General features: G+C 54.4%; 8 protein-coding genes. All 8 read right to left on the reverse strand.

The features are described 5' to 3' along the window. Positions 1-553: 553 nt before the first annotated feature. Positions 554-1,792 carry a class I SAM-dependent methyltransferase gene (locus L904_RS06235; protein WP_031233500.1) on the reverse strand — a complete coding sequence of 413 codons (1,239 nt, stop codon included), beginning with the start codon at positions 1,790-1,792 and terminating at the stop codon, positions 554-556. An 11-nt stretch (positions 1,793-1,803) separates the two neighbouring features. After that, entirely contained in the window at positions 1,804-6,672 is a 4,869-nt protein-coding gene (locus tag L904_RS06240) for an FkbM family methyltransferase (RefSeq protein ID WP_080657461.1), read from the reverse strand. Positions 6,673-6,862: 190 nt separating this feature from the next. Beyond that, on the reverse strand, positions 6,863-7,933 hold the full coding sequence (locus L904_RS06245) for a mannose-1-phosphate guanylyltransferase/mannose-6-phosphate isomerase (protein WP_020809156.1): 1,071 nt from the start codon (positions 7,931-7,933) through the stop codon (positions 6,863-6,865). A 165-nt stretch (positions 7,934-8,098) separates the two neighbouring features. Then, positions 8,099-8,995 (reverse strand): MurR/RpiR family transcriptional regulator, encoded by an 897-nt coding sequence (locus tag L904_RS06250; RefSeq protein WP_020809157.1) that lies wholly within the window; start codon positions 8,993-8,995, stop codon positions 8,099-8,101. A gap of 97 nt (positions 8,996-9,092) precedes the next feature. Next, a complete protein-coding gene (locus L904_RS06255) occupies positions 9,093-10,055 on the reverse strand; it encodes an ABC transporter substrate-binding protein (RefSeq protein ID WP_031233504.1) in 963 nt (320 codons plus the stop codon). Positions 10,056-10,062: 7 nt separating this feature from the next. Further along, positions 10,063-11,103 carry an iron ABC transporter permease gene (locus tag L904_RS06260; protein ID WP_020809159.1) on the reverse strand — a complete coding sequence of 347 codons (1,041 nt, stop codon included), beginning with the start codon at positions 11,101-11,103 and terminating at the stop codon, positions 10,063-10,065. Next, a complete protein-coding gene (locus tag L904_RS06265; RefSeq protein ID WP_020809160.1) occupies positions 11,100-12,146 on the reverse strand; it encodes an iron ABC transporter permease in 1,047 nt (348 codons plus the stop codon). Before L904_RS06265 ends, L904_RS06260 begins: the two co-directional genes overlap by 4 nt. Continuing rightward, positions 12,143-12,955: an ABC transporter ATP-binding protein gene (locus L904_RS06270; protein ID WP_031233506.1), complete on the reverse strand. Its 813-nt coding sequence runs from the start codon at positions 12,953-12,955 to the stop codon at positions 12,143-12,145. The genes L904_RS06265 and L904_RS06270 overlap by 4 nt, the downstream gene beginning before the upstream one ends. Positions 12,956-13,198: the final 243 nt, after the last annotated feature.

Genomic DNA, 13,198 nt, shown 5'->3' on the forward strand with positions numbered 1-13,198 from the left:
TCTGGAGGAAATTCTCAGTGGCAGGTCACCGTTACGACAAGACCCGAACTTCCTTCGAAGCGTTCCTTTCGCTGGCCGCCGCAAAAATCTGGCTGCCGCACTTCACACAACGCCTTTAGCCCAGCAATGGCTCAAATCGCCTGTAAGCCCACCATCGCCTATCAACCGGAACCTTCGGTCCATCCGATGGTGGAGACGTGAAGACAGTCATTATTGTTTCATAACCAAAATCCGAGATGACCTCCGATGCGACTATCTCCATGCGTTCGCGGTCATCATCGCTGAAATCGTGATCGATCAAGAACTCCAGGACGATCTTGTTACCGCTCCAGCCGCACGTAACGGCGGCGAGCGTCGACGATATGGCCCCGAGTAAGGCGCGCTGCAAACTAAGTCGAAGTCGTATTTCTCGATCAGGTCCGGACATCGAATCCTCCGTTAGGAGCGATCTTATCGCATTATCACTGCTAACTTTGTCAACAGAACCTAGTTAAATCTTCCCTTCTCTACAAGAAGGGAAGATTTTGATGGTAACCCGAAGGAATAGTTTGCCTTATATAATTTCAACCTCGGGGAATGGGAAAATAAACTTTCCGCCGTCGGTTAGATACTGCTTCTCGCGACGAAGAATACTGTCTTTGAAATGCCAAGGTAGAACGAGGAAGTAGTCTGGCTTCATTGCTCTTGCCTCTGCTTCGGAAATGATCGGTATATGTGTGCCCGGCGTAAATTTGCCAAATTTCTCTTTATTTACTTCCGCAATTGCCGGAATTTCCTTGGAAGTAAGGCCGCAGAACTGAAGTACCACATTTCCTTTTGTGGAAGCGCCGTATCCCAATACCGTTTTTCCATCGGCGACCAGGCTACGAATAAGGCGACTTAAATCATCGCGATGGCGGAAAACTCGCTCCTCAAAATCGCGATAAGGACGCGGTGTGGATAGGCCCATCTTGTCTTCTTGTTCAAGAAGCCAGTTGATAACCGCATCATTTCGTTTCAGCGACTTATTGGAAATCTTGCTAGCCGTCACGGCGAAACTGCCACCGTTCACGCTGTTCATGACAACGTCAATGACGCGAAGGCCGGCAGCCGAAAGAATCTTTTCAACAACCTGGAGAGAGTAATATTCAATGTGCTCGTGGCAGATGGTGTCGTAAGAATTCAAGCGCAGCATCGATGGCATATAGCTTTGTTCGAAATGCCATATCCCATCGTCTGCCAGAACCTGTTCGATCTCCCGAGCGAACTTTATCGGATCTTCCAGATCATAAAACATTGCGATGGAAGTGATAATCTTAGCCGGACGATCCGTCAGTGTCTTATAAGCCTGAGCGCTAAAAAACTCCGGAACAAAGCGGATTTCCTCCGGATAGAAAGACGCAAACTTGCCGGCAGTTGGATCAATGCCGAAACGCTTTAGACCAGGCGTTGAATAGGCTTTTAACGTTGTACAGTCATTGCTGCCGATATCGAGGATTACCTCACCGGGTGCCGGCGATGCGAGACGCTCAAGATAGGCGACCTTCGCACCCAGATGGTCTACCATCGATTGGTTCAGGCCCGAACGATAACCATAGTTGTCACCATACATCTCCGAGGAGTCGTAGGAATGCTTTAATTGAAGCAAACCGCTGGAAGGGCTCCATACCAGCTCCAACGGACCTTTTGTTACTTCTTCTTCTTTCGTTGCCGGAAAAACGCCTGTCAGAGCTTGTTCGCCGAGACTTAATACGGATACTAAATCCTTTTGTCCCCCCACTCGGCATTTATCGATTTCGCTATACGCTGTCATTCTAAGCTCCTTCATGCATTTCTGATATTGTGTGCAAATACCGTGGAAATGGGCTTGGATGCACACGGCACATTGTTGAAAGATGCGGTTGTATAGGTTTCAACCAATTCGGCACGCATCTGTTTGAATTCTTGTAAGTGCTTGAAACGCCTAACAAAACGCTCTGGATCGAAATATTCCCCGTTGTCAAGTGGGTCATTCGTGAGGATTTCTGCAAAAAAGTTTTTTGCTCCTGGAAGAGTATGGATGCGCCAGCGATCCATCTCACCGCTATCCGCGCCTCGCCATTCCGCTACTTCATAAACTTCTGGGATACGCTCGAGAATCCATAGGGGCGCATATTTCATCCACGAAACGTTGAGATTGACGACGAGTACCGGCTTTCCTAGCCAAACACCTTTTGTATCCATCATGTGATTCAGGACATAATAAGTGGTCGGAATAGCTGTCAACATGGTTGAGAATGGTCTGCCATCGGTGTTTTGCGAGTACGCATTGATTGCGTGATCCCGTCGGAAAACCAAGGTGTAAATGGCGGTAAAGAAATTTTCATTACGCGTACAAATATCCTTGATCAGTCCGATCCTGTCATCCTCTGGCGGCACAATTGGCGTCGAATTTTGGAAAAACTCCTCAAAATCTGTAATTTTCCGTGCGTCTTCGAGATGCGTATAGGCATAATTCAGATAGACGAGCCCGATATCTGGCTCTTTATCAATTGCCGCAAGAACTCGCTCCACGGCATCGGGATATATCAGATCGTCGTCGCCGAGAATCCAGATGTATTCACCATTGGCGTGGTTTGCCGTAACGCGAAGATTCCCGAGCATGCCCACATTTTCGGGGTTGCGGCGATAGGTAAAGTCGGGCCGAGACAAATAGGGCTGCACCACTTCGGGTGTGTGATCGGTTGAGGTGTTGTCGCAGACAAAGAATTCCACACCCTTCAGAGGCTCGGGGTAGAGCCGTGCCCAGTTCTTGAGGTTGACCGCCAGCCATTCCGCCCTGTTATATGTGCTTATGCAAATCGAAAGCTTGGGGCGCGGTTTCAAAAGCATAGCGCTGGTCCGCTTCGAAATTTCGCGTGCATCAGAGGCTTCGGCCAGGGACGGAGGTACGCATATGTCAGCGAGTTGTTTTGTTACATTGAATGCATAATCTCTCCAGCTCGTGACCGGTGAAGTGATTGCTTCGGTTGCAAGCCTGTCCCTCGTCTCAGGGGCACACATTTTGACGATTGCGTCGGCAATTTTCCGCGCGTCGCTGACATCTACTGTCAAGCATCCTGCATTGGCCACCTCAGCCATTGCGCCGGAATTGGCACATATGCAGGGCTTCCCGAGCCAAAGGCTTTCAACAATGGGAAGACCGTAGCCTTCTTCAATCGAAGGATACACTGTAAAGTCACACTCGAGCAAAAGTTGGTGCAGCTTTTGATCGTTGGTATCCTGCTCCCAGACGATATCCGTTTGACCATTGATCGCTTCCCTAAATTCGTCACCATAGGTGCTCGTATCCTCACGTCCAACTATAACAAGCCGGAGGGGGCAGGGGGCATGCGTTCGAGCCAATTTAAAGGCTTCAACAAGTTTGAGATGGTTTTTCCGCGGTTCGATGGTTCCCACGCTCAAAATGGTTAGGCTTCCATCTGTGGAGGTTTGCGGCCGCGCAACCTGTTCCATACGCGGCGTTTCCGGGAACTCATTTGGCAGCAGTATGGGCCGCACTCTGAAATCTATCCCGGATGGGCGCTCCATGTCTGCCCCCAGAAACGATAGCAAATCCTGCGCGCTATGATTCGAAATCGGGAGAACAGCGTCATATGCTGCCAATACCCTCATGTATGCGGCATGAGCCTCGGCATAGTGCTCCGGATAGAACTCGGCCATTTTCCACGGGATTGCGTCATAAAAAACTGCGGCTGCTTTCAATCCGCCGTTTTGCGCGGTTTTTAGAATAGTCATCTGATCGTCGGGCGAGAAGTTTAGCGGCAATTCGGGCATGATGAACCAGCCGTATCCCACTTCCTGCGGCTCTTCCCATTCTCCCCAGTCACTGACTTTGGGGCCGCTCCACTCAGCCAGATGCGTCAGGTCGTCAGCATTTGCCGGTATGAATTTTCTGGCTGTGACATCCCATTTTACCGGTACGACATCGGCCCCATTTTCACAAAGAGCACGCGCAAGCTGTCGTGTAACGCGTTGTATTCCGGTGTTTTTGGGGAATGAAACTGTTGAGTCGACCCAGAAAAACACCTTGCCTCTTTGGGCCCACGGAACAGCAAAGCGCGCTATGTTTTTCAGAATACTCGCTGCGTATTGGTCCCAGTTGGAAATTTCCCGGCTGACAGCCTCATCTATGAGTTTTTGCCGAAGCTCCTGATTTTCAATAAGCTTCTTAAGGGCACCGCCTATCTTCTTCGGGCTGGTAACGTCGATGGTTACACAACCTCCTCCCTGTGCTACTTCAGCCATTGCGCCGAAATTAGCGCATATACAGGGCTTGCCATACCAGAGGCTTTCCAGAATAGGCAGGCCAAAACCTTCCTCTTTCGAGGGGAACACCGTGAATGCGCATTTGGAGTAAAGTTCCGAAAGAGCGTGTTCCGATACATGGCCATGGTGCTCAATAATTCCGTCCTTCACAGCCGCGTTAATTTGCGGGGCGCATAGAGGATGGAGATTACCGACGAGGACAAGTCTCCAGGGACTTTCCGGGTTCTGTTGTTTGTAGGTCCGAAAAGCTTCGACCAGGGCAAGCTGGTTTTTTCTGGGTTCAATCGTACCGATGCACGCGATCAACGGTTCATCCGAGGGCGATCGGTCCGATACCCGGACGTGGCTCGAAGACGACCCCGGCAAAGCCAGTGGTTCACACACTGGAAGCGTGCCGGCGTCTGCCTTGTCATAGGTTTTCCAGAACGCAAGAAGATCGGTTCCTGACCAGTTGGAGATAGGCCAAACGGCGTCGGACAGGCGCAAGTGAGACATATATCGTTGATGCGCCGGCGCAATGTGTGCCCATTCCGGACTTTTCAACGGTATCGCATCGTAGAAGATCGAACCGACCTTAAGGTTGTTGCGATGCGCCCAGAACGTGATGTTAAGCGCCAAGTCCTCATCAGTGTGCAAATGCAACACTTCAGGTATGATCAACCATCCTTGCTGAAACTCTGTTTCATTCAAGAGGACGATCGTCTGGTTGTCTCTTTCATAGAATGTTTCTTCAGAGGGTGTGATCGGTGGGCCTTCCCAAAGCGTGAGGGTTTCTCGTTCTTGCCGATTGATGAGGACGCATCGAGCGGTCGCTTCATCCCACTTGATGAACCGAACGGTTTTTCCTGCTCGAATAAGGCCGGACGCCAACCCACGCACAACACGCTGAACGCCAGTATTGGTGTTGCAGTTTACCGTATGGCCTACAAATAGAAAAATGACGGCTTCATTTCTTTGGGTTATCGATTTGAAAGTCTTCGAGCGGCGCATAGGTGCCACCGCCACTGTCTTTTCTACGGCCGGTTTTCTCAGATGTTTTTTTATCGGATCCCAGGCAGCATGGAAGGCGCGCTTGATTGGTCGAGGCCAAATTTTACGGCTGGTAACGAGTATTTCGTCCAATTGCCCATCACGCACGAAATCTCTTATTGGATCCCATGTTGCATGAAACGCATGTTTGACCGGTCGTGGCCAGATTTTACGGCTTGAGACTAGAACGCGATTGTATCGTCCGTAACGAATAAAATCTCTCGCTGGGTCCCAAGTTGCGTGAAAAGCGCTTTTGAAAGGTGCTGGCCAGATTTTGCGGCTGGGAATGATTTTCCCTTGGCGAATGGAATCTCGCAAGGGATCCCATGTCGCATGAACCGCACGTTTAACCGATCGCGGCCAGATATCGCGAAGCTTGAATTTGATCGGCTCGACACCAACGATGCCATATTCTCTATGCACGGTGACGTAAAGCTTTGTGTCGTCCTCTCCCTCGGTGTCGGGGATCGCTATTTTAAGGCGGACAGTTTTTTCCCGCAGGTCGCTGGAGAAATCAGTTCTATGGCTGGAAATCAACGCGTTTAGTTGATCGGCCTTTTCGGTTAGCCGAGAATTTTCTGCGGTTAATCGAGAGTTTTCGATGATGCCTGCGTCCAGACGTGAAGTTAGGCTTCTGATTTCGTCATCGTGTGATTGGGATTGGAAAACCAATTTGGATAGAGAGTTTATCTGGTAGTTGTCCAGAACATTCGCTGGCGTCGAAAGAAACTGCTCCAGATCGCAATGAGTTTCGTGCAAATAATAATTGTTGAGCCCGTCGAAGAAAACTTTCTTATACCCGTGAGAAAGAACGTTTTCTTCCCATCCCTCGGTTCTGGAAAGATGAGAGATGGGGTCCAGGGCTTCTACAACGAGTATCCAGGGTTTGAAACGTCGCAAGTCGAGGCCCCGCAAAACCTCGCCCTCGGCCCCTTCCACGTCTATTTTTAAAAAGTGAATTTCGCGATCCCAGTAATCTGAAAGTATAGAATTTAGTGATCTTTGTTGCAGTGTAACTCGCTTTGCCAAACCCTGGCCGACATATTCTTCTCCCACGTCACTAGCAGAAGTTCCCCATCCCCTTGTCGTCGTTTCATAAAACGTCTGCTCACTATCTTCCGCGCCGACAAGACATTGTAGGTTGATATCGCGTGGTCGAGCTGCATTCAAACGGCTAAAAACCTCGGAGGAGGGCTCGATATTGATTCCTCGCCAGCCCTTGTCATAAAAAAGCTTGGTAACGGAATCTTCTTCCGGATCGTTTGCTCCGACGTCGACATAGAAGCCTACGGCAATTTGATTCAATGCTCTCCACAGTAGAATATCTTCACCGTTCTGCGCATAAGATATCAGCACTAACCACTCCTTCTAGACGTCACGTCATTCTACTCCACACTGACAGGCGTAGGGGAACAGACGAACTCGGTCCCTACGGGCAGAAAATTTGCGCCTGTTCTTTTCCCTTTAAAAACTCAGGCACACGGAGCGATATTCCCCATATAGAAAAAACCGCCATAACATGCTTTGATGCGTTTGGATGCATCTGCTATTTAATCGGTGATTTTTCCTTCAATTTGTCCACAAGCTGTTTGACGTCTTGAGCTCTATCCTTGGCTACCACCAATATCTCGTCTGGCGTTGAAATCGTGATTATGTTCTCGAGACCTATTATAGAGGTGTGTACTCCATGTGAATGTATGAGGCATCCTGCCGAGTCATAGACTGTCGCGGTTCCCATCACTACATTTCCGTTTTCGTCTTTGGGTAGTGCTGTCCAAATTGTGTCCCAGGATCCTATATCCGACCAACGAAATCTGCCGGTAACCACAGCGACGGCATTTGAATGCTCTATTAAAGCAATATCCAGTGATTTTTTTGGGGATGACTCGAATTGTACTTTGTCAATTTGAATGAATTCACCAACATATTTTGATTTTTGCAATGAATTTCTAGATGACGTTAGAATGTCCGGAGCATATTTGCCAAATTCGGATATAATTATGTCTGTCCTGAACAAGTAGTTGCCGGAATTCCACAAAAAGCCCTTCCGCATGTAGTCTAGGGCGAGTTCGGCGTTGGGTTTTTCAACGAAGGCCTCGACGCTCGCAACGTCTGCAAATCCCTCGAGGGATTGTCCGGGTTTGATGTAGGCGTAGTTTGTCCGCGGTTCAGCTGGCTCAAGTCCGAAGACCACGATTTTTCCTGATCTTGCCGCGTCAATGCCGGACACGACACAATCGGAGAATCTTTCTTCGTCCCAGATGATGTGATCTGTTGCTAGCACAAGCACGATTGAACCAGGTGCGTGCTCCTCGACTACGAGTGCTGCGACTGCGACCGCTGCGGCGCTGTCTCTTTGCGCAGGCTCGAGCACAATACTGACCTGTTGCTCAACTGCTTCCGCTTGAGTTTTTGCCAGCGTTCCCAGGCGCTCGTTGGTAACGATAACGGGCGAGCGATAAATGTTCGCATCGGCCACTAGTTTCAACGTTTCTTGGTACGTTGAAACTGATCCCGCGAGGGGCTGGAATTGCTTAGGTAGATTGTCTCTGGACACCGGCCAAAGGCGAGACCCAACGCCACCGGCGAGAAGAATAGGAACAACCTTATCTTTCATATATGCTCTCGATTTATTGGTGGTAGCACATCGCAGCGCTTTGTTGTCATTGGGGCTATCCCCACTTTTATCCGAGTTCGGTAGATAGATATGCGCGTTTGCGCTTTTGACGCAACTGCCGGAACCTCAAACGTTGGTTTCCCGATGTCGCCGATCGAAGGAGGTTTAGGTCCGCTTATGCGGCCTGATCGAGGTTCTCAACTCCACCAGCCGCTCCAGCGTCTCAAGGCTGCGCTCGGGGCAGGCGGCGGAGAGGGCAAGGGCCATGGTTTCCATGGCGATGAAGGTGGGGGCGTGGAGCGCCACGCCTTCGTTTTTGGCGCGGGGCAGGAAGAGGCTGGCGTTGGCGTGTTTTTTAAGCACACTGTCTTCCTGGCCGAGCAGCATGATGATCGGGATGTCGAGGCGGCCTGCCTCGGCTATGGCGGTCTGGGCTTCGCGGTGGGCGCGGCCGTGCAGGAGCATGATGAGGACGTGGCCGTTTTCAAGCTCGAGCAACTGCTCTGCAAGCGCGATGCCGGTGGCGTTGAGCGTATAGGAATGGACGCCCGAGCGTTGGAACAGCCTTGCCGCATAGGTGGCGATGATGCCGGAGGCGCCGATGCCGAGCACGCCGATGCCGCGCGCTTGCGAGAGGAGCCGCACGGCCGCCGCCATGGCTTCGCGGTTTTCTGCGCTTGAAAGCATCTCCAGCGTGTTTTTCTGATTGTCGAGCACGAAATCTATCGCTGCATCGCAGTTGCCGGATATGGATTTTGTCGTCGCCGCCATTTTTTCGACGGGCGAATCCGTCATGCCCAGATAGGCCTCAAGCGTTTCCTTGAGATCGACCAGCCCCTGGAAGCCGAGCGCCTGTATGGCGCGGATGACGGTCGCATCGGAGGTATTGGTCTCGAAGCCGATTTCCAGCGCCGATTTGGCGAGAACGGCATGGCGGTGGCCGTCAATATATTCGGCAACCGCAAGCAGGCCCGGCGACAGGCGGTCGCGGCGCTTGCGCAGCTGCTCTCCGAAACGGTCGGTGCGCCGAAGCCTTGATGTATGCGTTTCGCCAGCCGGCATGAATTCTTCCGTGAAGCTGAGTTTTCTACTCTTCTTCACGAATTAGCAGCGTGCCAAGCCGGGAGGCAAGAGCTTTTGTCCGTAGTGGTCGTTGCCGTCACTTTTCGTGCGTTGGCCGCACCGTCAAATGGGACTGGACGGCGGAGACCATGAGGCTGAGCGCGGCATAGGAGTTGGAAATCGCTTCCTCGCGCGGCAGGAGGATGTACCGACCGTTGCGGCAGGCCTCAAGAAAATTGCAGAAGCCCGGCATCACGGTTCCCATCATGTCGATTTCCGCCTGCGGCGAAGCGCCGGTATCGGAGCGATAGGGATCGAAGATGATATCGGCATCGAGTTCCGGCAGGCGTTCGGCGCTGATTTCGATACGGTCGCCTTCCGGAATGGCGTCGATGATGGCGGGGAAACGAAACCCCGCGTCCCGCAGCACGCGCCCGAGCGCCCGATAGGTATGGTAGACGCTGATCTTGCCGTTGAGCGGCTGGAACACTGAAACGGTGGTGCTGCCGGTATCGACCGACGCCTTCAGTGCTTCGATCTGCGCGCGATAGCGCCTGTTCAGCACGGCAAGGCGCTCCTGCGTGCCGGTCAGTTCGGCCAGCACCTTGTAAATATGTGGCGCGCCGTCTTTGGTATTGTCGATGGCGACGGTGGGGGCGATCTGCGCCAGTTTTTCAACGGGGGTGGGGCGATCCGGTTCGGTCAGGATGAGATCGGGCTTGAGGGCGATAATCGCCTCCAGATCGGCATTGATGGAGCCGATATAGGCGATGTCGCTATTGTCGAAATCAACGCCGGTCAGAATGGCGCTGGAGCGCAGATAGGGTTTGCCGTCCGCTCCCATGCGGCCGTGGCTGCCCACCGGCGTCACGCCCAGTTCGATCAGCGGAATGGTGAGGTCTATATCGTGGAGCGTCACGATGCGCTTCGGCTTTGCCGGAATGGAAACGCTGCGACCGAGGTCGTCGGTAAAGCTTCGGCTGGTCTCTTCGGCCTGGGCCGTGGCTGTGCTGAGAAGAAGGGTGGCTGCCGGAAGAAGGGCGAAAAGTGTTTTGCGCATGGGGGACCTATAGGCGATGCCGGTGAAACCAGAGAAGGGCAAGGAGCGTGGGTGCGCCGACGGCGGAAAGAACGAGGCCGGTCGGCAGCTCCAGCGGTGAAAAGGCGGTTCGGGCGATGGTGTCTGACGCTGCGATCAGTGTTGCGCCTGTGAGGCCTGCACCCATGACAAGCCCCGGATAGGAGCCGCCGGGCAAAAGAAGCCGGGCGATATGCGGACCGATCAGACCGACAAAACCGATGCTGCCGGTGAAGGAAACGCAGGATGCGGTGAGGGTGACGGCAAGCGTGACATGAAGCACCGAAAGGAGGCGGCTATGGACGCCAAGCGCTGTTGCCGCATGCTCGCCGAGCGCCTGCACGGCGGCGGCGCGCGCCGTCATGAGAAGAAGGCCAAAGGCGATGACGAGGATGACGGAGAGGATTGAAACCGCTGTCCAGCTTGCGCCCTGCAGGTTGCCAGCCATCCAGATCATCGCCGTCTGCAAATTGCGAATATCGAGCGATGCCATGAGGATAAGAAGCAAAGCTGATAAAAACCATGAAAAGCCGATGCCGGTCAGCACGAAGCGTAGGCGCGAGGTTGCGCCGGAGAGCGTCAGAACGATTGCGGCACTTGCCATGCCGCCGCCAATGCCCGCGACGGGGCGCAACATGACCGGCAGGGACGGCAGCAGGAACAGGCAACCCAGCACGGCAAGGGATGCGCCTTCGCGCACGCCGAGCAGGCCGGGATCGGCAAGGCCGTTGCGGGTCGTGGTCTGCATGATGGCGCCGGCAATGCCGAGCATTGCGCCGGCCAACATTGCAAGCGCCAGGCGCGAGAGCCGGAAGTCGAGAACCACGAGTGCGTCGATCATGGCGGGATCGGTGTTGGTTGCGGTGACAAGCGACCACAGGGCCGAGGCGGGGATATGCTGGCTGCCGGCGGTGAGCGACCACAGGGCGACAAGCAGGAGGCAGAGGAAAAGCGCCAGCAGAATGGTGAGCCGCGACGGCATGACGCGGACGGAAAAACGCCCCAGTCGGAGAATCCGGTAACGGTTCATTTCAGCACCCTGCGCACCAGCCATAGAAAGACCGGCGCGCCGACAAGGCCGGTCATCGCGCCCGTGGGCAGTTCTTTCGGCAGGAGAATGAGGCGGGCGGCGAGATCGGCGGCGATCAGGAGAACCGCTCCGCCGAGTGCAGCGATGGGTATGGCAAGCAGAAGCCGACCCGTTTTCAGGCGCGCGACGAGCGGCGGCACCACCAGACCGACGAAGCCGATGGGACCGACGACGGCGATGGCCGCGCCGCAGAACAGCGATATGGAGACAAGCGCCAGAATCCGCGTCGAACGGACCGGCACACCGAGCGCTGCGGCAGCGCTCTCGCCCAGCCCCAGAAGATCGAGCCGGGGAGCGACGGCGAAAGCGAGGATAAGCGCGATCGCGGCCGCGGGCAGGGCGGCGGCGATGGTTGTGATCGAAACGCCGGCCGTATCGCCCACCAGCCAGAAACGCATCTGCTGCAATGTTTCTTCATTGAGAATGAGGATGGCGGAGGTGAGGGTTCCGGCAAGCGTGGAAAGCGCAATGCCGCAAAAGACGAGTTTTGCCGGTGTCAGCCCCTGCCGCCCGGCGGAAGCAAGGAGAAGCACGAGCGAGAAGCTGATGCCCGCACCCGTCGCCGCCAGCAATGGGCGGAACAGCGGCGTTGCGATCAGCCCGAGCGGCATCACTGTCGCCAGAACGACGGCAAGGCTTGCCCCGGCATTCAACCCCAGAATATGCGGCTCGCCGAGCGGATTTCGAAGCAGGGTTTGCAGCAGAAGCCCCGCTGTTCCAAGGCAGGCCCCGGCCTGCATCGCAGCCAGCAAACGCGGCAGGCGCAGGCGCATCAAAACCTGCTGGTCGAAATTGCGGGCGTCATAAGCGAATATCAGGTCTTGCAGAACGTGCGGCGCAATGGGGCGCGGGCCGGTGGCTATATGCGCCAGCACCAGAAGCAGCATGGTGAGCAGCAGGAGAAGCGCTGCCGCAAGTGTGCGGCCATAGGCTCGCTCTCTAAGGGCAAGGGTGCTTCCGCTGCTGGTGCCGTTAAGGTTCATGCCGCGCCGGCCCGTCCGGGCAGGGGAAGAAATACCGGCCGTGCTGTCACCGGATGCGTGAGCTGGGCAACTGCCATGTCGAAGACATCGGCAATGATGCCGGCATCGCACGCCGCTGCCGTTTCCAGCCGGTGCCGCAGCCGCCCGTCCTTCAGGAAAATCAGGTGATCGGCATATTGCAGGGCAAGATTGATGTCATGCAGCACCGCCACGATCGTGCGGTTGTGGCGCGCTACGAGGCCGGCCAGCATGTCCAGCACCTCTATCTGGTGATGCAGATCGAGAAAGGTCGTAGGCTCGTCGAGAAGAATTATATCCGTTTGCTGGGCCAGCGCCATGGCGATCCAGGCGCGCTGGCGTTGGCCGCCGGAAAGGCTGTCGACTGCTCTTTCCGCCAGCTCGGACATTCCCGTCACCGAAAGCGCCTCTTCCACTGCGCGGGCGTCTTCCTCGCTCCATTGCTTCAGAAATCCCTGATGCGGGTAACGGCCGCGGGAGACGAGATCGAAAACCGAAAGCCCTTCCGGCGTATGGTTCTGCTGCGCCAGCATGCCGAGCTTTTTCGCCACCTCCTTGGTCGGGTGGCGGAAGATATCGCTGCCGTTGAGAAGAATATGGCCCCGCGCGGGCCGGTGCAGGCGGGCAAGCGCGCTGAGAAGCGTGGATTTTCCGGAGCCGTTCGGGCCAAGCAGAACGGTGAAGCGGTTCGGTGCGACATCGATGGACATATCCGCAAGCACCGGCGTGTCGCCATAGGCAAGCTCGATTGCCTGCGCCGCAAGGCCTCTATCCGTGCTTATGGGTCTCATGCCGTCGTTCAAATTCGTCACCGTTTAAATGCGTTGCCACCAGAATTATTGATGACTGTAGTAGTCAAGTATACAGCGTTCGAAAAAGCGGTTTTTGCCGGTCGATTTGAACAAAAAGCGGCTGTCATGGGCTGAAATGACACGCCAGAAAGCGCGAATGCACCCTTTCTGTGCCGAAGTTTTGCCGCGCTGAGGCGGAAATAAAGTTGACTACTACATTCATCAATTGAAAGAGCGGTGCAT

The organism is Agrobacterium sp. LY4 (assembly GCF_001526585.1).
GTDB classification, from domain to species: Bacteria; Pseudomonadota; Alphaproteobacteria; order Rhizobiales; family Rhizobiaceae; genus Agrobacterium; species Agrobacterium leguminum.